This is a genomic window from Litchfieldella qijiaojingensis, assembly GCF_014651875.1.
In the GTDB taxonomy this organism is placed as follows: domain Bacteria; phylum Pseudomonadota; class Gammaproteobacteria; order Pseudomonadales; family Halomonadaceae; genus Litchfieldella; species Litchfieldella qijiaojingensis.
The window spans coordinates 98,391-118,052 of record NZ_BMXS01000008.1; the positions used below are offsets into that span (position 1 = coordinate 98,391).

The following is a 19,662-nucleotide window of genomic DNA, read 5'->3' on the forward strand; positions in this document are numbered from 1 at the left end:
TGAGAGGGGGAAGTGGCAGAACCGGTCCGTATCTGCCACTTTGCCAGGTATGAGTGACATACCCTCTGCCAAGCATGTCAGCCTGGTGGCGACACCGGACATCATCGTCGGCACGCTGGCGGGACTGCATGATGTCTTCGACTGCTTCGGAGTCTTGGGATGGTTCGACGAGTCGCTCCGTCGGCATCCGCCGTTCACGGTCGATATCGTGGCCTCGGGCAACGGCCCCGTGTCCTTGAACGGTGGTCTGACGCTGCCACGGGTACGGCCTCTCGATGACGTGGAACATACGGACATGGTCATCATGCCGTCGATAATGGTGGCGGACGGCAACTGGCAAACCGGCCGACATCCCGAACTCGTGGACTGGCTCATTGCGATGCACGAAGAGGGAGCGGAGCTGTGTTCGGCATGTTCCGGAACCCTGCTGATGGCAGAGACCGGCCTGCTCGACGGGCGCACGGCCACCATGCACTGGGCCTATGCCGATACTTTCCGACGCAATTTCCCCGCGGTCACCCTTCGCTTGGAAAAAGCGCTGATCATCGAGGGCGAACGGCATGAACTGGTGATGTCCGGTGCATCCTCGTCGTGGCACGACCTAGCGCTTTATCTAATCGCCCGGCACCTGGGAACGGCGGCGGCTCAGGCCGTTGCCAAGTTCTTCGCCTTCGACCTGCATACCGACGGCATGGCGGCGTATGCCGTTTTCACCCCACCGTTCGATCACGGCGATGCAGTGATAGCGCGTGCCCAGCGCTGGATCGCACAACACCTCGACTGCCACTCGCCAGTGGAGAAGATGGCTGAGTACTGTGAGACCTCAGAGCGTAGTTTCAAGCGGCGGTTCACGAAGGCAACTGGCTATACCCCGATTCAATACGTGCAAGCCCTGCGCCTGAACGAGGCGAAGCGCCTGCTCGAGCGTACCCCCCATCCCATCGACGAGATCGCCTGGGAAGTAGGCTACGAAGATCCAGCCTTCTTCCGGCGACTTTTCAAGCGCCAGGTAGGCATCACTCCCGGCGCACACCGACGAAAATTCAATGTGCCCGGCAGCGAGCAATCTCACTAGCCTGAAAACCAACGCTGGATCATCGTGTCATCATTCAAGCACTTGCCTTTCCATGAACTGATCAGGAGGTGAGGTGCCCACGATGTGGCACTGGCTATTTGGCTTATTCCGCAGCCGACACCATTTCCCCTTCCAGGACGAAGTTGCGATCGGTCTTTGATGGGAATTCGAGATGAAGCTTGCCAGCCCCCTCGAGTCCCTCGAATTTTCCGGTGCCGCCAATCACTTCCCACAACCCATTGTTGATCAACATTGGGTTGCCATCCGGGCCTGGGGCGAATACGGCACGCAAAAGCCACTTCACATAGGCGATATCATCGCCTGAGGCGGTAAACACCAGATAACCGCTCGCATCACCGTCCATGCCGGGTACGACGTCATGCATGCCGTATTCCGTGACAGTCGTTTCCGCGAGCGGGCCACTTCCCGTCGCTTCGCCCTCACGCATGACCATCTGGACAAACCGACCGCTGCCATCGCCAAAATCATGGCGTATCTCTTCTTTTGGCATTACCACGGCTTCAACCTTGACCGGCTCGGCAACCGCTGCGGAGACAGTTGCTCCAAAGCATGCCGCCAGAACAATGGTTTTCGTCAAACCCTGTGTCAAACTACAACGTTTCATGGTTCTGCCCTCTTTTTTTAAGACACGCCGACGTAAACCGCCTAACAGTATGTTAGACAGGTTCTGACAACATAGAACCAAATAAGATATTCACAGAATAACAAAAAAATCACAACAGACTGATTTACATATTATTTATCGAAAAACCACACACCACATCAATGACTTATTTAAGCAATCTTTATTCTTCTTTACCACATATCGGCCCAATAAAGCCTGAGGAAAATCAATCTTCACCATTCGATCGACAAGCCCCCTTGTCCCCTCTTTTTTCCTATACGAGTCACATCATATTGACATAAGGAAACACTGATTTATTGCTGCGCTCGATATCTTGACTGCCGGCGGTGCTCAGAATCCTCATTTAACACCGCGTAAACTCCGGATCTTGCGCTCCGGCGGCAGCCAACCTCTCATCGCTCGCGACATAAATCAGCGTTTCCATAAAGATGCACTCCCGCTACAAACGTGAAAAAAGAGCCCCCGCCTTTCAAACCGGAAAACGATCCAGGCTTATTTCTTTCAACACTCTGTGAAAAAAGCCGGTCATGACAAAGCACTCGCGATACTATTGGCAGCGATGACCGCTACACGGATGTCGCTGCATTGGCCTGATGAACACAGCGCTCGATGTCCTGGGTGGTAGGCACATACTCTTCCCGTACCATCAGGATCAGCGCGCTGGCGTTGAACCGATGGTCATGGGCCGGGTGACAGATTACCTGCCCGTCTTCATCTGCCACATAAGCCATGAGAGTGCCCATGCCAGCCGCCATGAGCCTGCAGGTCACATCGGACCATATGGCACCCTCCAATTTCACGGGATAGCGCATGGCATGGTCGTCGCAGTGGGTGAACAGATTTTCCAGAATCTTTTCCGCTCCCGGCGCCACCAAGGAGCGAACCAGCATTTCCGGATAGGCACGGATAGGACGCAGGCTGGTGCTGGCACCGGCCTGCTCGAACCGGTTGCGACTGTCCTCATGGACGCACTCGGCGACGGTGTAAGGCATGGCCCCATGGCACAAGTCTCGCAGTTGCGTCAGCACATCCAGCGTGATGCTATCGGATATCCGGCTATACTCGTCCCGAGCCAGAACGATGATCGCCCTGGCATGCTCCGGCATGACAGCCTTGAGCGCTTGCGGGTCGGAGGGTTCGCCATGGTAATGGACCACGCCCATTTCGCGTAGATTCTCGGGTAGCCCCTCCGGAAACGCATCGGTCAGGATTTGCACCGGCGTGTCTTCGAGCTGCTCGGTGGCACGCAGTTGCGTCACCAGCCGTTCGAAGTAGACAGCAGGGTTGTTGTTGGGACTGTTGACGATCAGTACATGACCTTTCATCTGCCACCTCCAGCGGCCCTTGATCATGGATTCTTTGCGTTTGAGGCGGTAGTCGATGTAGTCGCTGGCCAACTGGGCCAGCAGGGTAATACCGACAACGTAGAGCAACGCCACCGTAGCGGCACGGCCAAGCGGCGTGACCGCCGAATGATCGCCGTAGCCAACCGTGGTCATGGTGGTTAGCGTAAGCCAAAGTGCGTCCCCCCAGCCCATGGCTTCGAGGGTCACCATCGCGAGGGTATGCAGGACGATGAGCACCAGCAGCCAATAAAAGGCGCGGCGTAGACGCGCACGCATGTTGATATCCAGCCGCTGTGAGATCTGTTTGCGGGATTGGCGGCGGCGCAGTACACGAAGTAGAAGCATCACGAACGCACCCTGAAGGATGCTAAAACTCCCATCGAATGAACAGGCAATTGGGCAGGAATGCTACTCCACCTGGTTGTCGGACGCCAATATGGGACAGTCATGGCGCGCCACAACCTGCCGGCCTCACATAGGATTTGCTTCCGCTACACTGGAAACCACCATAGCGGGCTGCGTTTCATCTCAACACCTGGAATCAAGGAGAGAACATCATGGCAACCAAGCAAGAGCGAGACATCGAGAAGGGATACCCGAAAGCTGACTTCGTGGCAAAGCTCAGACGCCTGGCGGACGCTATCGAGGAAGGGAAGCGCTTCGAGATACAGATTGCCGGTGAACGTATCTATATCCCTGTCCGTGCTGAATTCACCGTCGAACACGAACGGTCCGACGATGAAGAGGAGATAGAGTTTCAGATCAAGTGGAGAAGAAAGTAAGCGGCGAATGAACCGCTTACCAAGAGAGAACATCGTTATAGTTCGCGCCCCAGTATCACACGGCAAATATCGATGAAGTTGCGTGCCTCGGGAAGCTGCTGTCTCAGGTCCATCGACAAGGCGCGGCCTACGTCGGAAGCCGAGACTACCCCTCGAATATGCTTCTGTTGATGTTGATCGTGATCCGTTATCAATAGGTGCTGATCACCAAACGCCATGAGGGCTTCGACCAAATCACCGACAGTCAGAACATCCAAGTACGAGAGCGACAACGTGCGCAGGTCTCGGTATGGCGTCAGCACCATGCCAACAGTGACCTCCTGGCGAGGAATGTCGAAGCGCTGCATGGCCTGCGTGATACGACGCCCGCCGAGTAGCTCCCGGGCATTGATAATACCGCTGCAAAGCCCTGCTGCATCCACGACCAGCAATAACCTCACGCCGTTACATTGCATGATTGCCCGTGCCACGGAGGTAGGTGTTTCCTCCGTTACGGTCTGTGCGCGGACCACCGTGAAATCGGTCAACAGGGCCCGAGCAGGGCTGTCCATGTCAAGTGCAGGAATCCCAGAGGGAGTACTGATGGGGAGACTCTGCTGCTGGGATTCAAGCGACAGGGGTCTGTGTACCGTAGTCGGCATGGCATACCTCACTGATCCTGAGTCCGGCCGAAGGATTTCCGCCGGCTTGTGAATGAGTCCCATGAGTGCCATGCCTACCTTAAGAGAGCCTTAAGGGAGCGTTTCCGCTGTGGTGCAGCGATAGAATATTTCCGACAATATGCGGGAGCAGCCAGTGGGATAGCGGCGTCAGCGCTCTTCCACGCTCTCGTCAGGTTTATAGAAGAGGAACTCGCCTGCCTCGGCTGTCTTGAGGTATTCCGCCGCCCAGTCGGGGGTGACGTCGCGATGATGGAAATACAATGCGCCATCGGTGCGGTCCGTCAGTTGCCCGTTGAGCGCTTTCCGTGCAATCTCCTTGGCAATCACGTAGGACTCCTCTTCCTCTGCGATATCCGGACGGCCATCGCACCACCACGAGAACTGGCACGTCCCCTCCTCGGAGCCCTGCATGACAACGCCACAAACCGTATCTGGAAATATCTCGTTACCTAGTCGGTTCATGACGACATTGGCAACGGCTTCCATATCGGCAACCTCCTCCCCCCTGGCTTCCCAATAGATGGTGCGTGCCAAACAGGTGATCGCATTGTCCAATGGCGCTTCACCCTGCGGATCGACCGCCTGCGCTTCAGGCCCTGTGATGATCTCGGCGGGAGTCGGTGCCGCATCGTCCACGACGTTCTGCTCCAACTCCTCCGCCTTGCTCTCCGCGGCTTCCGCCTGCTGCTCCTGCTCAGCCGCCACCGTCTGGTTTAGGACAAGGATTGTCGCGAGGCAGAACGCTATCCAAAACTGGCGCATGGTCAAGCCTCTGGATGAACAAACCTGCCCGCGCCAGTGTGATACGTTCGACGAATCCTTCCCGTCATATACGAGAAAGCGGTCTGAGCACCTGCTTGGGCGACAGCCATCAACATGCTTGATCAGTATGGACGGAGTTGCCTTCGTCCACACTGGTTGGCACAAGGGCCCAAGCCATCAACCTGCCTGGATGGCGACCTTGAGCACACCGTCGCGCTGGTGCGAGAACAGGTCGTAGGCGCTGCCGATGTCTTCCAAGTGGTAACGGTGAGTGACCATCGGGCCGAGGTCGACACGACCGGAGGCGATGACTTGCATCAGGCGCCGCGCAGCCGGGCACCAGCCGCCGATAAGAGTTCGAGCTCGGCGCGCATAGCGCCATGAGACTGGCGGCATGCTCGAGCAATCCGCCGATATAGTATCGACCCAACTCGCTGAGGTCGGCGTATTCGCCGCGTGAATAGAAGAGATTCATTCCTCCCTTCCATAGGCTCTGGTGGACATGCATCCCCGATCCGTTATCCATATAGATAGGCTTGGGCATGAACGTCGCAGCCTTGTCGTATTGGCGTGCGACGTTCTTGACAACATATTTGTATTTCATGATGTTGTCGGCCGTCCGCACAAGTGTGTCGTAGCGGATATCGATCTCACCCTGGCCACCAGTACCGACTTCATGATGGTGTACTTCGGCCGGAACCCCGATTTCACGCATCACGCGCATCATCTTCGTGCGCAGATTCTGGAGGCTGTCCATGGGCGGAGCCGGGAAATAGCCCTCCTTGTAGCGTGGCTTGTAACCCAGATTGGGATGCTCATCGCGCCCGGAATTCCAAAAACCCTCCCGGGAATCTAAGCGCGCCATCTGACGCTGCCTGAACAAGGTCCCAGCCCTATCGCGACAATACGGTGGTTGAACGCCACCAGTCCCTGTTCGGTCAGCTTGCCAATAGCGATCGTAATGGTGGTCGTCGGCCATCTTGCCGCAAGCGACACCGGCAGTGACGCTACCATCACTGCCGGTGCCTCCTTGCCAGCGGCTTAGAAGTTCGCCTTGCGCTTTTCGAGGAAAGCGCTCATTCCCTCGCACTGCTCGTCGCCAGCGAAGCCCAGCGCAAACAAGCTGGTTTCCAGCGCCAGGGCACTGTCGAGGTCTTGATTCTGGCCGTAGTGGATGGCTTGCTTGGCAGCGCGCACGGCGTTGGGACCATTGCCGGCGAGCTGCTGGGTCAGTTCTTCGGCCACCGATTCGAGCTCGTTTTGAGGTACCACACGGTTGACCAGGCCAATACGCAGGGCCTCGTTGGCGTCGATCTTGCGGCCAGTGGTGATCAGGTCGAGTGCCATGGCGGGTCCAACACGGCGCGGCAGACGCTGTGTGCCACCGAAGCCGGGGATCACGCCGAGCCCGACCTCAGGCTGACCGAAGACGGCATTGTCACTAGCAACCGCCCAGTCACAGGCCAGGGCCAGTTCACAGCCACCACCCAGACAGAAGCCATTGACCAGTGCCACCACCGGCACCGGTAAACGTTCCAGACGCTTGAAGGTGGCCAAGGCCTGGCTGGCGAACTGACGGGCCTGTTCCGGCGTCTTGTCGCGCATCTCGGCGATGTCAGCACCGGCGACGAAGGACTTCTCGCCGGCACCGGTGATCAATACCGCGCGTAAGTCGCTACGCCCTTCCAGTTCGGCCAACACCGCATCCAGTTCGACCAGCAGGCCGGTATTCAACGCATTGAGTGCCTTGGGGCGATTCAGGGTCAAGCGCATGACACCGGCGCTACCCCGGGTTTCGATCAGTTTGTCGCTCATGGTGGCTCCTCCTGAGATGGAATGGACAGTCCTGACACAACCTATCGATCGCTTGGTTGGGCGGCAATCCTCTCTTTGGTCATGTTGGCTGGTTGCCCAGCCTCATCGCGCAGCGAAGCTGCGCTCCCACCACCCCCTGCAGGGCCCATGACACCTCGTGGGAGCGCAGGTTTCCTGCGCGATCCGGCCGTCAGGCCGGTATCCCCAGGCGGCGCCGGCTCCAGCGCGCAGCGAAGCTGAGTTCCCACCAGAGATTTCCCAGGCCGCGGCAACCTATTCGTAAATATGGAAGCCGCGCCCACTCTTCCTCCCCAGATAGCCGGCATCCACCATGCGCTTGAGCAAAGGACAGGGGCGATACTTGGGATCGCCGAAGCCGTCCTGCAGTACTTCCATGATCGACAGGCAAACGTCCAGGCCAATCAGGTCGGCCAGCGCCAGCGGGCCCAAGGGGTGAGCGGCGCCGAGCTTCATCGCCTGATCGATATCCTCGGCACTGGCGACTCCTTCCTGGAGCAGGAAGGCCGCTTCATTGATCATCGGCACCAACAGGCGGTTGACGGCAAAGCCCGGAGAATCGGCGATGGCCACGGCGGTCTTGCCCAGTTCCTCGGCCAGCGCTTCGACCTTGGCCACGGTGGCATCCGAGGTCTGCTCGGCGCGGATAACTTCGACCAACTTGAGAATCGGCACCGGGTTGAAAAAGTGCATGCCCACCACCCGTTCTGGACGTTCGCTGACCGCGGCCAGGCGAGTCAACGATAGCGAAGAGGTGTTCGAGGCCAGAATGGTGTCCTGGTTCAGTGCGGAAAGGTCGCGGAACAGCGTCTCCTTGAGCTCCGGCTGTTCGGGCACCGCTTCGATGATCACCTCGCAGTCGCCCAATGTCTCCAGCGAGGTGGTCTTGCCGAGCCGAGCCAGAGCCGCGCTACACTCGTCCTCGCTGAGTTTGTCCTTCTCGACCAGGCGCGCAAGCCCCTTGCCAATCTTGTCTTCGGCGCGCTCGAGTTGCGCCTCGGCAACGTCATAGAGCATGACCTGACGGCCACTGGAAACCAGCACCTGGGCGATGCCCTGTCCCATGGTACCGGCCCCCACTACGCCGATCGCCTTCTTGTCCATCGCATCTCTCCCGTTTCAGCGAGTATCGAAAAGCGTCGGACATAAGGTGCACCTGCCGGGCGTCGACGTCCAGTACCAGCGGCCGAGAGGTCAGCTTCTATCCGTTTGACACTCCTCGGTACGCGACTCTTCGCCCTCGGCATTCCCGTCGTAGTAGTCGATATGCACCTGGTCCTCGCGCGGAGGACCTACCACCGGCTCGGCCACTTCCACGTCGGGCACCACGTCGGAGAGGTCCTCGACATACTCGTGCTCGATAGCGCCCTGCACCAGCTCTTCGGTCACGTTCAACTCGGCACCCACCACGGTCTGCGACGGATTGGCCACGAAGGGCGCCACGGGAATCGGCGCCGGCCGTACACTGCGTCGCCAGAAGAAGAACGCCACCAGAACCAGCCCCAGCGCGCCCATCGACCAGAACAGACCGGCATCGCCCACGGCAGTCATCACCGGGGTGATCAGCGGCGGGCTGACCGTCGAGCCAATGGCATTGATCAACAACAGGCCCTGACTCATGCGCACCAGTGCCCCGGCCGGAGCACGGTCGGCAGCATGACTGACCGCCACGGGGTAGAGGGCGAACACGCCACCACCGAGGAAGAACAACACCGTGGCCAACATCCACGCCTGGGTGGGCAGAAACAGCATGGCCACGGAGATCGCGGTAGTGAAGGCGCCGATCAGGATCAGCACCATCTGGCGGTCGTGCTTGTCCGACCAGCGCCCTATCGGGTACTGCAGCAGCATGCCGCCCAGCACCACCACCGCCATCATCTGGCCGACATCGGCGACCGACAGGCCGGTGCGCTGCAGGTACAGCGGCAACAGGCTGTACACCGCGGCCACCGCCAGCCCCGAACCGAAACAGCCCATCACCCCGGTCGGGGTGATCGTGATCAGGCGCAGCGGCGACAAGGGCTCGGCATGCTCGATCAGTGGCGAGACCCGCGGAATCATTGCCATCGGCAACACCGACAGCGAGGCCAGCAGGCCCGCCACCATGAACGGCGCCGTCTCACCGGCAGCATCGGTCACTCCCAGCAGCAACTGACCGATCACCCCCGCGGCATACAACGCGATCATGTACAGCGCCAGCAGCCGCCCGCGCACCTTGGTATCCGACGAGGTCAGCAGCCAACTCTCGATGACCAGATACACACCCACCGTGGCCCAACCACCGATCAGGCGCAGCACGAACCACGACCAGGGGTTCAGCCATAGCCCCTGGAGCAATACGGTGACCGCCACCAGCGAGGCGAAGCAGCCGTAGGCGCGGATATGGCCGATGCGCAGTAGCATCCGGTCGTTGAGCATCGCACCCAGCGCCAGGCCAATGAAATAGGCCGACGACACCCAGCCGATGACCACGGCGGATTCGCCCGCCGCGTCGAGACGCAGGGTGATCAGGGTCGCCAGGAAGCCATTGCCGATGCCGAGGATGAACAACCCCAGCAAGGGCGCCAGCGCCATGGCCAGCAACTGCCGTGACATATACGCGAATGCCTTGTACGAGAAGGTGGGTAAGGGGGTGGCGAAACGCCAGGAAGCGACACCATCCGATAGCGGATGGCCAGAAAATCGCTCAGCGAATATAAGGTTGATTGGGCTATTCGCCAAGGGGTTTCCGGCGTCTGTCGTACATTTTTTTGCGGCATAAACCGGTGTTATCGAACAGTGTTCAAAATTGTTTCTGCAACAGCACTACGTCACGTGCAGGGAACTCGACATGCATGTTCAGACGATCGCCCAACCAGTGGAAAGTCGCCTCGCTGAAGAAGCACACATGGGTAGGATCATGGGTGTAGCGCCAGCGTACGAAGGCCTGTTGCGAGATCACGCGCTGGGTCATCAGCCCCAGCCAGCCGCCGGGTCGTAACAGACTGATCAACCGCTCGAGTTCGTGCCCAGGGTCGAACAGGTGTTCGACCACTTCGGTGGCGGTGATGAAGTCGTAATCCCGCTCAAGCATCGCGGTATCCGGCGCATAGAAGGGGTCATAGATGGCCATGGGGTAGCCCGCTTCCTCGAACATCAGCGACAGGGTCGGCCCTGGCCCGGCGCCGAAATCCAGGCCATGCGCGCCCGGGGCGAGCCGTTCGCTCAGAGGCGCGAACAGCCGTTCCAGGAAGCGCCGATAGCCGAAATCGTCGGGAGAATTCTCGTGCAGGTCGTAAACCGCTCGTTCATCCTCGGCGCTCAGGCGCTGGTCCGGGGGCACGAACACCAGTGCGCAAGTGCGGCACTGCCAGTAATCGCGACGCGTGTCGCGGTGATAATGCTCAGGTTCGCGGGCACCGCACAGCGGGCAGGACAGCGACTGGCTCATCAGCGTATGCTCTCGGAGAAAACGATAATCCGCCAAGCCTACCGATTACGGGCGGAAACCGCATCAGCAAGGGAGAACGCCATGCTGTCAGGCCTAGACCATCTGGTCGTTACCGTTACCGATATTCCCCGTACCGTGGATTTCTATACCCGGGTGCTGGGCCTGGAAGCCCGCTACCGCGATGCCGAACGCGTTGACCTGATGCTCGGCGACCTGGCGTTGCGCTTGCACCAGATCAATACCCCCGTCAGCCCCAAGGCGGCCACTCCCACGCCCGGAAGCCTCGACCTCTGTTTCCGCAGCGTGTTGCCCCTGGAGGAGATCCAGCGCCACCTGGAGGCACTGGCCGTACCCGTGGAACTCGGCCCGGTTGCCCGCGAAGGCGCCTTGGGGCCGATCGAGTCGCTGTATCTGCGCGACCCGGATGGCAACCTGCTGGAGATCTGTCGCCCGGCCCGTTGATGGCATCGGCAGGCCAGGTGGGTATCATGTGGCCCGAACCGTATTCCTCAAGGAAGACCCGCTCATGAGCGACAACGTCACCCCCGCCTCGTGGCAAGCCAGCGCCATCGCCAGGCTATGGCGTGCGCTGTCCGGCCAACGCCTGTCGACCCTATGGCGGCTAGCCCGCTTGGGTGGCCCGCTGGTGTACAGTTTCAGCCGTCGCGAGCGCGAGGTCACCGAGATCAATCTGACCGAAGTCTATCCCGAACGCTCGGCGACCGAACGGCGTCGACTTGCACGTGAAAGCCTGGTTCACTCCACTGCCACCATGCTCGAACTGGGCTTCGCCTGGATGGCCGATCCCGCACGGGTGGAGGGAGCCATCGAGGAGGTCCACGGCCGTGAACTGCTGGACGAGGCGCGCGCCGAGGGACGCGGTGTCATCGTATTGGCACCACACTTCGGCAACTGGGAAGTATTGAACTTCTGGCTCTCCAGCCACTTTCCTTTCACCGCCATGTACGAGCCCCCCAAGATCACCGCCCTGGATCCGGTGATTCGTCAGGGTCGCGAGCGCATGGGAGCCAGCTTGGTGCCCACCAATCCACGTGGCGTGGCGGCACTGCTCAAGGCGCTCAAGCGCAGCGAAGCGGTGGGTATCCTGCCCGATCAGGAACCCGACTGGGGCAGCGGCGTTTTCGCACCCTTCTACTCCCGCGACGCCTACACTGCCACCTTGTTGCCCAAGCTGGTGGCACGCACCCAGGCACGGGTGGTGACCGGCGTGGCCCGACGGCTGGCAGGCGGCCGTGGCTTCGCGATTCACTTCCTGGCCGCCGACGAGCGCGTCTACGACAGCGATGAGACCCAATCCGCCACTGGCGTCAACGCCTGCGTAGAGGCAGCCATCGCCCTGGACCCGACACAGTATCAATGGGAATACAAGCGCTACCGCAAGGTCCCCGAGGCACTCGCCGGACACCCCGACCACAAGCGCTTTCGGCTGTATTGAACGTCCAGCCTCCTGGCTGGACGAGTCACACCCGGCCGTATTGGTCGTCGAGCCGCACGATATCGTCTTCGCCCAGGTAGGTGCCGGACTGCACTTCGATTAGTTCCAGGGCGATCCGACCGGGATTCTCCAGCACGTGTACCTGCCCCACGGGAATATAGGTGGACTGGTTCTCGCCGAGCAGGAAGGTATCGTCACTGATGCTGACCCGGGCGGCACCACTGACCACCACCCAGTGTTCGGCGCGATGATGATGAAGCTGTCGCGACAACCGGGCGCCGGGAGACACGTGTATTCGCTTGACCTGATAGCGCGGCCCACAGGCGATGATCTGGTAGTACCCCCAGGGGCGGTAGACACACGGGTGCTCGACGTGCTCGCGCCGTCCGGCCGTCTGCAAGCGTTCGACCACGCGCTTGAGTTCCTGAACCCGCTCGCGTCCAGCCACCAGCAGCGCATCCCGAGTCTCGACGATGATCAGTTCCTCGACCCCCAGCGCCGCCACCAGCCGTGAGTCGGCGTGGATCAGGCTATCGCGAGTATCCTCGACGAGCACGTCGCCATGGCAGGCATTGCCTTGGGCGTCGCGTGTCTGGTGCTCCCATAACGTCGACCACGAGCCGACATCACTCCAGCCTGCCTCGAGCGTGACCATGGCGGCATCGTCGGTCGCTTCCATCACCGCGTAGTCGATGGAGTTCGCCGGGCAGGCGAGAAGCGCCTCGGCGTCAAGGCGCAGGAAGTCGAGATCGGCCCGGACACCGGCGACGGCCGCGCGACACGCGGACAGCATGGTGGGCTGAAGGCGCTCCAATTCCTCCAGGTAGCGCGAGGCATGAAACATGAACATACCGCTGTTCCATAGGAACTCGCCGCTGTCGCAGTAGGTGCGGGCCATGTCGGCATCGGGCTTCTCGACGAAGCGGCGCACACGATAGCCATCCTTGCCCAATGGCTCGCCACGCTGCAGATAGCCGTAGCCGGTTTCGGCATGTGTCGGCACCACCCCGAAAGTCACCAGCCGCCCCTGCTCGGCGAGCGCCTCGCCGCGGACGATACTGGCACACAAGGCCTCACCATCACGAATCAGATGATCGGCGGGCAACACCAGCAGCAACGGGTCATCGCCATTGGCACAAGCGACCAATGCCGCCACGGCGATGGCCGGGGCGGTATTGCGGCCTTCGGGTTCGAGCAGCAGGGTGGCACCTTCGATACCCTGTTCGCGCAGTTGCTCGGCGATCAGGAAGCGGTGGTCATGATGACCGACGACGATCGGCGAAGCCGTGTCCAACTCCTCCAGACGGGCCAGGGTCTGCTGAAATAGACTGGTCTCGCCGGCCAGAGCCAGGAACTGCTTGGGACGTTGCTGACGCGACAACGGCCACAACCGCGTCCCGTTGCCGCCAGCCAGGATGACGGGGGTGAGCATGGGCCTCCTTACTCGCAGCCAAGAATCATGCGACGCAAGGTAGCATCGCGGTCGATGAAAGCCAGCTGATTCCACGTTCAGGGAGCATCCCCGAAGTCTTCGTGCAGCCAGTATCGCAAGCGATCCATGCCGGCCGGTTCGAGCGTCGGCGGTGGGGCGGCCCCTTGCACGAAGCCACGTGCCTGAAACGGTTCGAGCAAGGCAGCATCACCGCTGATCACGTGCACCGGCACGCCGGCACCGGCATCGTCGCCGGTAATCAGAGGCGCCGGTTGATGGTCGCCCAGCACGATCAGCAGGGTCCGCTCGTCGACGAAGTCCACGGCCCAGCTCAGCGTCGCATTCACAGCGTAGTCCAACGACAACGCGAAGTGCTCGCGTACGCGCTCCAGATCCTGCCAGAGGACTTCCGGTGCTTCGCCGGCGCCTTCCCAGCGGTTGAAGACACTGCCATCACCCACCTCCTCCCAATGCTCCAACACGGGAAGAATCGGCGTCCAGGGTGCATGGCTGCTGATCAGGACGAGCTGGGCGAAGACCGGTTCGGGAAGCTGCGGACGTATGCGCTGCTGGAAGTGGTGCAAAGTGAACTGGTCGGGCATGGTCACCCAGTTCAATGCCGGTCCGGCATAATCGATATCGGCGGCGGCATGGATACGGTCGAAGCCGTAGGCGCGCCCTTCCGGCCACACCATGGTAATCGCCGGCATCACCGCCAGCGTGGCATGGCCAGTAGCACGAAAGTCGTCGATCAGGGTTGGTTGGTCGCTGTCGAGCATCAGCCGGTACCAGAGCGAATTATCGATCCAGCGTCCACTCAAGACAGTGGCATGGGCCAACCACGATTGGCCGCCGCGAATCGGCGACGCCAGGGTGCCGGTAACCATTGCCAGCCCAGCATTCTCCAGACGACCCTCCAGTTCCAGCAAACGCGGCACCAGGATTCTGGCATAGCGTGGATCCTCGACGGCTGAGATCCCATACGACTCTATGAAAACCAGGATCACATCTGTGTCATTCAAGGCAGGCAAGGCCCTCACCGGGCCGGGTGACTGCCGCAAGCTAGCGAAGAACTCTCGACGCGCGTGGTGGGTGTCGAGGATCACACGGGCCTGGAACGTCAGGGTGTCCAGCACTGGCGCGCGGGCGATGGTGAGCCAGCGCCGATCGGTTGCTTCCCCGACCGTGAGCACCGTACTCGCCAGTAACACGAGCCCAATGATTGCGCCGTCCGGCGTGGCAAGTTCCACCCTCGGCAGATGCCGCAGCAGGCTTGCCAACCAGACTGCAAGTCCCACCAGTAATGCCGATGCCAGTACGCAGACGCCTGCCGCCAACCACCTGCCCAGATTCCTTTCCAGCAGTTGATAGAGCGAACCCAGCAGGGGTACGTCGAGGTAGAGGTTCAGCGAACGGCCCAGCACATGATGCGTGGCGGCATCGGCCAATCCGGCCAACAACGCCACCAAGGCCATCATGACCAGACTCCAGCGCAGTACCACGCTCCACCACGAAGCAGGCAGCAACGCCAGGCCGGCCACCGCCAACCAGGCCTCGAGAGCGATCCACCGCGGTGCCAGTTCACCGAAACGCAACCATACTGGTATCAACAGCACGCCATTGAGTACCGCGCCGATTAGCGGCCATCGCACAAGCGCAGGGAACGACATGGATACAGGTCCCAGCATGAACATCACGTGACAAACGTATACCTCTTGTCGCGATATTTCCTGCAACTTCTAACAGGCCTCCATTGTCAGCAAGACAGGGAAAGGAAATCAGGGAGGACTAGCGTATGGGTCAGGCGCGGCAACTGGCCATCGCCCTGTCATTGGCATTACTGGCGCCGAGTCTCTGGGCACAGTCCGACGTGACGATACCGGCGGTGTTCGAGGAAGTCACTGAACGGGCGCGTGACCTGGCCACCAAGGACTATGCGGACAACCCACCCACACTTCCCGAAGCCTTACGCGAGATCGACTACGACGTCTATCGCACGATTCGATTTCGCGGGGAAAATGCTTTATGGCGTGACGAAAGCCTGTTTTCGGTCCAGCTCTTCCACCCCGGCTTCCTTTACGATCGACCGGTGACGATCAATCTTGTCGAGGATGGCGAAATCCGTCACCTGCCCTTTCAAAAACGCTTCTTCAGTTACGATGGTGACGCTGCCTCACTCGCCGAGCATGACCTGAGCGGTGCCGGCTTCGCCGGTTTCCGCGTGCACTATCCACTCAATCGCACGGATCATCACGACGAATTCCTGGTCTTCCTGGGTGCTACCTATTTCCGCATCGTGGGCCGGGGTCAGCGTTATGGGCTCTCGGCGCGTGGCCTGGCCATCGATACCGCATCACCCAGAGGTGAGGAGTTTCCTGCCTTTCGCGAATTCTGGCTGTTCCAGCCCGAACCCGATGCTACCACCATGCATGTGGTGGCGCTCCTGGATAGCCCTTCGCTCAGCGGCGCCTATCATTTCACGGTGACGCCTGGCGAACGCGTGAGCATGGAGGTCGAGGCGCGCCTGTTCGCCCGTGAGGATGTCAACAAACTAGGCATCGCGCCACTTACCAGCATGTTCTTCCATGGTAGCCCCAGCCCTCGACCCGCTGACGACTTCCGGCCGCGCGCGCACGACTCCGACGGCCTGCTGATGCATACCAGTGCCGGTGAATGGATCTGGCGGCCCCTGACCAACCCGCGCGAGCTGCGCATTACCCGACTGCGGGATGAAAGCCCCGCAGGCTTTGGACTCACCCAGCGCAAGCGCGACTTCGACAGCTATCTGGACACGGCACTCCATTACGAACGTCGCCCCAGTCAGTGGGTGGAACCACTGAGCGAATGGGGGCCCGGTAGTGTGGAGTTGGTGGAAATCCCCACCGATTCCGAAACCAACGACAATATCGTGGCCTATTGGGTCCCGGAGCAGCCCATGACTGCGGGTGAGGAACGCACCTATCGCTACCGGACCTCCACGTTTGACGCGAGTCTTCCTCAACAGTCCCTGGCCAGTGTCGTGCGTGCTCGCCAGGGAAGGGCTACGGCCCCCGATCAGAACGAACCACCCCCACGTGGCCATCGTCAGTTCGTGGTCGACTTCCGGGGTGGCGAACTCTCCACCCTGGATGACAGCCATCCCGTCGAGGCACAACTGAGCGCATCGACGGGCAAGGTCGAGCAACTGCGGGTCGAGCGCCTGCCCGACGGCAAAACCTGGCGGGCCTCCTTCCGCCTGCTGCCCGACGGCAAAACTCCCATGGACCTTCGACTGCTCTTGACCTTGCGCGGTCAGCCAATGACGGAAACCTGGAACTATGTTTGGAATCCGGACGAACTCCGCTAGTCAGCTGCACTCCACGAATATTCCCTGGCATCACAGCCGGCGGCTGCTCTTCACCGTGCTGGTCCTGACCAGCACGGCCCTCGGCGCCTGGGCGATGTTCCGTATCCTGCATGTGAATGGCATCACGCCACTGCAAGGCGTCATTCTGGTGCTGTTCGTGATCACTTTCGCATGGATCGTCATCGCCTTCTGGACCGCGGTGATCGGCTTTCTCATCCGGCTCACCAGACGCGACCCGCTGACCCTGGCCAGGCAAGTGCCGGCACAAAGGCCGGCGACACCGATCGCCGAGCACCGCACTGCACTGGTTATGCCCATCTTCAACGAAGACCCGCAGCGCGTGGTGGCCGGCCTGGGAAGCACCTGCCGCTCGCTGCTCGGCACCCGTGAGGCCAACGGTTTCGAAGTCTTCGTACTCAGCGACACCACGAATGCCGAGATCGCCCGTCGTGAAGAGAGTGCTGTGGCGGCCCTACAGCAGCGCTTCAAGGATCGCCTCGCCATCCACTATCGGCGGCGTACGAATAACAAAGGACGCAAGGCCGGCAATCTGGCGGAATTCTGCCGTCGCTGGGGGCAGCGATACGACTTCCTGGTGGTACTGGATGCCGATAGTCTAATGAGCGGCAAGACCCTGCTGGCTCTGGTGGGCGCCATGCAGGCCAATCCTCGCGTGGGCTTGATCCAGACAGTTCCGATCCCGGTGCGCCAGGACAGCGTATTCGGACGTTTCCAACAGTTCGCCGCGGCACTATACAGCCCCATGCTGGCGGCTGGTCAAAGCTTCTGGCAGGTCGATGCCGCCAACTTCTGGGGCCACAACGCGATCCTGCGTACCCGAGCCTTCATGGCGTGCTGTGGGCTGCCGGAACTTCCCGGCCGACCACCTTTGGGAGGCGAAATCTTGAGTCACGACTTCGTCGAGGCGGCATTGATGCGCCGTGCCGGATGGGAGGTCCAACTGGACACCGACCTCGTCGACAGCTTCGAGGAAATGCCCAGCAACCTGCTGGATTTCGCCAAGCGCGACCGACGCTGGACCCAGGGCAACATGCAACACCTGCGCCTGCTCGGCGGACGGGGCTTACATACCATGAATCGCTTGCACTTCCTGTTTGGCGCCCTGGCCTACATGTCGTCGCTGCTATGGGGCCTGATGCTCGCGGTCAGTACACTGGACGCCATTGGTCGAGCCTTGAACCGCCATCGTTTCTTCAGCGACAGTTACCAGTTGTTCCCCGATTGGCCGATCGATCCTCCCGGCCTGATCATGCCGTTGTTGGCCAGCACCGCCGTACTGCTGCTGCTCCCCAAGGTGATGGGCATACTGCTGGCGCTATGGCAACGTCCCCAGGCTTTCGGTGGACGCACTCGCCTGCTGGCAAGTGCCTTGCTGGAAATCGTCTGCGCGGTATTGATCGCACCGATCATGATGGCCTTCCATAGCCTGTTCGTGGTGGGCGTGCTGAGCGGCCATAACGTCACTTGGGCGCCCCAGGTACGCGAGGGACGAGCCGTGCCGTGGACGGATGCCATCCGCCATACTTGGGCCGCCACCCTGCTTGGAGGCATCTGGGCACTTGCTACCTATCAGCTGGCACCGATGTTCTTCTGGTGGCTGGCTCCCGTATGGGCCGGCCTGCTACTGGCGGCGCCACTGGTGCGGCTGACCAGCAGCTTGCGTCTGGGGGATCGGCTGCGGCGAGCCGGCTTACTGCTGGTGCCTACCGAGGTCTCGCCACCGGAGGTCCTGCGAAACCTGTCGCAGCCCCTGCCCGAGGATGGAACCGTATGCCCCGTGCCACCACCTCCCGAGATGCCTGGCGAGATGCCGATTCAGTCGTTCACGACTTTCATCCGCCCCTCGACCCTGCCCTACAGGGATGCATCCGTGAGGAAGTGAGCCATGACCGTTGCCGTCGGCGTGCCCCTTGACTGTCTTCATGGACCGAAGTCCGGTCGTGAACGATCATGAATTCAAGGCCATCGCAGGAGGGCATTTCATGAGCGCTTCGTCCTTTCCCCGTTGGCAGGACCTGACCAGTCAGGACATCGCTGCGCTCCCCGACGACGGCATAGCCGTGATGGTGCTTGGCGCCATCGAACAACACGGTGACCATCTGCCATTGTCCACCGACCTCGATATCGGGGAGGGATTGCTCGAAGCGGCCCTGGAGCATCTACCTGACGACTTCCCGCTGGTCAAGCTGCCGAGCATGATGGTGGGCGCCAGCGATGAGCACTTGAGTTTTCCGGGCACCCTGAGCCTGCCGCCAGCGATCGCCATCGCTACGTTGGAGACGTACGGCGAAGCCGTGGCACGTGCCGGGCTCAAGCGCCTGGTGCTGTTCAACGCTCACGGCGGCAACCCGGCGGTGATGGATCTCGCCGCATTGACCCTACGACGACGCCATGGCCTGCTGGTGGTCAAGTCCCATTACATGCGCATGCCACCGCCGGGCATGCTGCCCAGCGGGGGACTGCCTGCCGAGGAACTCCGCCACGGGTTGCACGGCGGCGCGGTGGAAACCGCCATGATGCGCCATATCGCGCCCCACAAGGTGCGTCTCGAGCACCTTGATCATCCCGTTTCATGGGGCAAGACCATGGCCGATGCGGGTTTGCTACTGGGCCCCGAAGGCGAGGCTGCCTTCGCCTGGCTGGCAGAGGATCTGCATCCCGGCGGAGCGGTAGGAAACGCTCGGCTGGGCACGCCCGAACTGGGCGAGCGACTGGTCGCTCACTATGCAAAACGCCTGGCACGCATCCTGCGCGAAACCCACACCATGAGCGTCGAGAACTTTCAATCTCGACCCAAGGCGGAGTGACCGCCAAGCGAATGCCCGTCACGTTCGACCCGCTGCATGGGCCATCCCCTGACTGGGGGAACGG

The 19,662-nt window shown here is 60.9% G+C and carries 18 protein-coding genes and 1 pseudogene; 7 read left to right on the forward strand and 12 right to left on the reverse strand.

Annotated elements, in window-relative coordinates:
• Nucleotides 1-49 precede the first annotated feature (49 nt).
• Nucleotides 50-1,075, forward strand: a complete 1,026-nt coding sequence (locus tag IE093_RS09745) for a GlxA family transcriptional regulator (protein ID WP_189468611.1) — start codon at nucleotides 50-52, stop codon at nucleotides 1,073-1,075.
• 103 nt (nucleotides 1,076-1,178) lie between these two features.
• On the opposite strand, the gene IE093_RS09750 is transcribed toward IE093_RS09745, so the two are convergent.
• Nucleotides 1,179-1,700: a hypothetical protein gene (locus IE093_RS09750; RefSeq protein ID WP_229803442.1), complete on the reverse strand. Its 522-nt coding sequence runs from the start codon at nucleotides 1,698-1,700 to the stop codon at nucleotides 1,179-1,181.
• A gap of 587 nt (nucleotides 1,701-2,287) precedes the next feature.
• Nucleotides 2,288-3,412 carry an ion channel gene (locus IE093_RS09755; protein ID WP_189468745.1) on the reverse strand — a complete coding sequence of 375 codons (1,125 nt, stop codon included), beginning with the start codon at nucleotides 3,410-3,412 and terminating at the stop codon, nucleotides 2,288-2,290.
• A gap of 212 nt (nucleotides 3,413-3,624) precedes the next feature.
• On the opposite strand from IE093_RS09755, the gene IE093_RS09760 reads away from it, so the two are divergent.
• Entirely contained in the window at nucleotides 3,625-3,849 is a 225-nt protein-coding gene (locus IE093_RS09760) for an amphi-Trp domain-containing protein (protein WP_189468613.1), read from the forward strand.
• A gap of 35 nt (nucleotides 3,850-3,884) precedes the next feature.
• On the opposite strand, the gene IE093_RS09765 is transcribed toward IE093_RS09760, so the two are convergent.
• The 8 genes and pseudogenes from IE093_RS09765 to IE093_RS09795 all read right to left on the reverse strand — a co-directional run bounded on the left by IE093_RS09765 (nucleotide 3,885) and on the right by IE093_RS09795 (nucleotide 10,536).
• Nucleotides 3,885-4,319 carry a CBS domain-containing protein gene (locus tag IE093_RS09765; RefSeq protein ID WP_229803443.1) on the reverse strand — a complete coding sequence of 145 codons (435 nt, stop codon included), beginning with the start codon at nucleotides 4,317-4,319 and terminating at the stop codon, nucleotides 3,885-3,887.
• Nucleotides 4,320-4,658: 339 nt separating this feature from the next.
• Nucleotides 4,659-5,273: a cell wall hydrolase gene (locus tag IE093_RS09770; protein ID WP_189468618.1), complete on the reverse strand. Its 615-nt coding sequence runs from the start codon at nucleotides 5,271-5,273 to the stop codon at nucleotides 4,659-4,661.
• A 177-nt stretch (nucleotides 5,274-5,450) separates the two neighbouring features.
• On the reverse strand, nucleotides 5,451-5,591 hold the full coding sequence (locus tag IE093_RS22465; protein ID WP_229803445.1) for a hypothetical protein: 141 nt from the start codon (nucleotides 5,589-5,591) through the stop codon (nucleotides 5,451-5,453).
• Between the two features lie 58 nt (nucleotides 5,592-5,649).
• A pseudogene (locus tag IE093_RS22890) lies at nucleotides 5,650-6,252 on the reverse strand (hypothetical protein); the annotation flags it as partial.
• A gap of 62 nt (nucleotides 6,253-6,314) precedes the next feature.
• A complete protein-coding gene (locus IE093_RS09780) occupies nucleotides 6,315-7,088 on the reverse strand; it encodes an enoyl-CoA hydratase-related protein (protein WP_189468621.1) in 774 nt (257 codons plus the stop codon).
• Nucleotides 7,089-7,361: 273 nt separating this feature from the next.
• A complete protein-coding gene (locus IE093_RS09785) occupies nucleotides 7,362-8,210 on the reverse strand; it encodes a 3-hydroxybutyryl-CoA dehydrogenase (RefSeq protein WP_189468623.1) in 849 nt (282 codons plus the stop codon).
• 90 nt (nucleotides 8,211-8,300) lie between these two features.
• Entirely contained in the window at nucleotides 8,301-9,701 is a 1,401-nt protein-coding gene (locus tag IE093_RS09790) for an MFS transporter (RefSeq protein WP_189468625.1), read from the reverse strand.
• Between the two features lie 187 nt (nucleotides 9,702-9,888).
• Complete coding sequence (locus tag IE093_RS09795; RefSeq protein ID WP_189468627.1) at nucleotides 9,889-10,536, reverse strand: class I SAM-dependent methyltransferase; 648 nt, start codon at nucleotides 10,534-10,536, stop codon at nucleotides 9,889-9,891.
• Between the two features lie 81 nt (nucleotides 10,537-10,617).
• On the opposite strand from IE093_RS09795, the gene IE093_RS09800 reads away from it, so the two are divergent.
• Nucleotides 10,618-10,998, forward strand: a complete 381-nt coding sequence (locus tag IE093_RS09800) for a VOC family protein (RefSeq protein WP_189468629.1) — start codon at nucleotides 10,618-10,620, stop codon at nucleotides 10,996-10,998.
• 64 nt (nucleotides 10,999-11,062) lie between these two features.
• Nucleotides 11,063-11,992 carry a lysophospholipid acyltransferase family protein gene (locus IE093_RS09805; protein WP_189468632.1) on the forward strand — a complete coding sequence of 310 codons (930 nt, stop codon included), beginning with the start codon at nucleotides 11,063-11,065 and terminating at the stop codon, nucleotides 11,990-11,992.
• Between the two features lie 25 nt (nucleotides 11,993-12,017).
• Here IE093_RS09805 and IE093_RS09810 read toward each other — a convergent pair whose 3' ends face one another.
• A complete protein-coding gene (locus IE093_RS09810; RefSeq protein WP_189468634.1) occupies nucleotides 12,018-13,424 on the reverse strand; it encodes a mannose-1-phosphate guanylyltransferase/mannose-6-phosphate isomerase in 1,407 nt (468 codons plus the stop codon).
• Nucleotides 13,425-13,501: 77 nt separating this feature from the next.
• Nucleotides 13,502-15,094 (reverse strand): alkaline phosphatase family protein, encoded by a 1,593-nt coding sequence (locus tag IE093_RS09815; protein ID WP_189468636.1) that lies wholly within the window; start codon nucleotides 15,092-15,094, stop codon nucleotides 13,502-13,504.
• Between the two features lie 125 nt (nucleotides 15,095-15,219).
• Here IE093_RS09815 and IE093_RS09820 point away from each other — a divergent pair, with 125 nt between their 5' ends.
• The 3 genes from IE093_RS09820 to IE093_RS09830 all read left to right on the forward strand — a co-directional run bounded on the left by IE093_RS09820 (nucleotide 15,220) and on the right by IE093_RS09830 (nucleotide 19,598).
• Nucleotides 15,220-16,770 carry an OpgD/OpgG family glucan biosynthesis protein gene (locus IE093_RS09820; RefSeq protein ID WP_189468638.1) on the forward strand — a complete coding sequence of 517 codons (1,551 nt, stop codon included), beginning with the start codon at nucleotides 15,220-15,222 and terminating at the stop codon, nucleotides 16,768-16,770.
• A complete protein-coding gene (gene mdoH / locus IE093_RS09825) occupies nucleotides 16,742-18,673 on the forward strand; it encodes a glucans biosynthesis glucosyltransferase MdoH (protein WP_189468640.1) in 1,932 nt (643 codons plus the stop codon). Before IE093_RS09820 ends, mdoH begins: the two co-directional genes overlap by 29 nt.
• A 100-nt stretch (nucleotides 18,674-18,773) precedes the next feature.
• Nucleotides 18,774-19,598: a creatininase family protein gene (locus IE093_RS09830; RefSeq protein WP_189468642.1), complete on the forward strand. Its 825-nt coding sequence runs from the start codon at nucleotides 18,774-18,776 to the stop codon at nucleotides 19,596-19,598.
• Nucleotides 19,599-19,662: the final 64 nt, after the last annotated feature.

Bases quoted from the DNA above. Each gene is read 5' to 3' on its own strand.
- mdoH (WP_189468640.1), top strand. From the start codon at position 16,742: ATGTTTGGAATCCGGACGAACTCCGCTAGTCAGCTGCACTCCACGAAT.
- IE093_RS09820 (WP_189468638.1), top strand. From the start codon at position 15,220: ATGGGTCAGGCGCGGCAACTGGCCATCGCCCTGTCATTGGCATTACTG.
- IE093_RS09815 (WP_189468636.1), bottom strand. From the start codon at position 15,094: ATGTCGTTCCCTGCGCTTGTGCGATGGCCGCTAATCGGCGCGGTACTC.
- IE093_RS09785 (WP_189468623.1), bottom strand. From the start codon at position 8,210: ATGGACAAGAAGGCGATCGGCGTAGTGGGGGCCGGTACCATGGGACAG.
- IE093_RS22465 (WP_229803445.1), bottom strand. From the start codon at position 5,591: ATGCAAGTCATCGCCTCCGGTCGTGTCGACCTCGGCCCGATGGTCACT.
- IE093_RS09770 (WP_189468618.1), bottom strand. From the start codon at position 5,273: ATGCGCCAGTTTTGGATAGCGTTCTGCCTCGCGACAATCCTTGTCCTA.
- IE093_RS09745 (WP_189468611.1), top strand. From the start codon at position 50: ATGAGTGACATACCCTCTGCCAAGCATGTCAGCCTGGTGGCGACACCG.
- IE093_RS09790 (WP_189468625.1), bottom strand. From the start codon at position 9,701: ATGTCACGGCAGTTGCTGGCCATGGCGCTGGCGCCCTTGCTGGGGTTG.
- IE093_RS09830 (WP_189468642.1), top strand. From the start codon at position 18,774: ATGAGCGCTTCGTCCTTTCCCCGTTGGCAGGACCTGACCAGTCAGGAC.
- IE093_RS09750 (WP_229803442.1), bottom strand. From the start codon at position 1,700: ATGAAACGTTGTAGTTTGACACAGGGTTTGACGAAAACCATTGTTCTG.
- IE093_RS09810 (WP_189468634.1), bottom strand. From the start codon at position 13,424: ATGCTCACCCCCGTCATCCTGGCTGGCGGCAACGGGACGCGGTTGTGG.
- IE093_RS09755 (WP_189468745.1), bottom strand. From the start codon at position 3,412: ATGCTTCTACTTCGTGTACTGCGCCGCCGCCAATCCCGCAAACAGATC.
- IE093_RS09805 (WP_189468632.1), top strand. From the start codon at position 11,063: ATGAGCGACAACGTCACCCCCGCCTCGTGGCAAGCCAGCGCCATCGCC.
- IE093_RS09800 (WP_189468629.1), top strand. From the start codon at position 10,618: ATGCTGTCAGGCCTAGACCATCTGGTCGTTACCGTTACCGATATTCCC.
- IE093_RS09795 (WP_189468627.1), bottom strand. From the start codon at position 10,536: ATGAGCCAGTCGCTGTCCTGCCCGCTGTGCGGTGCCCGCGAACCTGAG.
- IE093_RS09780 (WP_189468621.1), bottom strand. From the start codon at position 7,088: ATGAGCGACAAACTGATCGAAACCCGGGGTAGCGCCGGTGTCATGCGC.
- IE093_RS09760 (WP_189468613.1), top strand. From the start codon at position 3,625: ATGGCAACCAAGCAAGAGCGAGACATCGAGAAGGGATACCCGAAAGCT.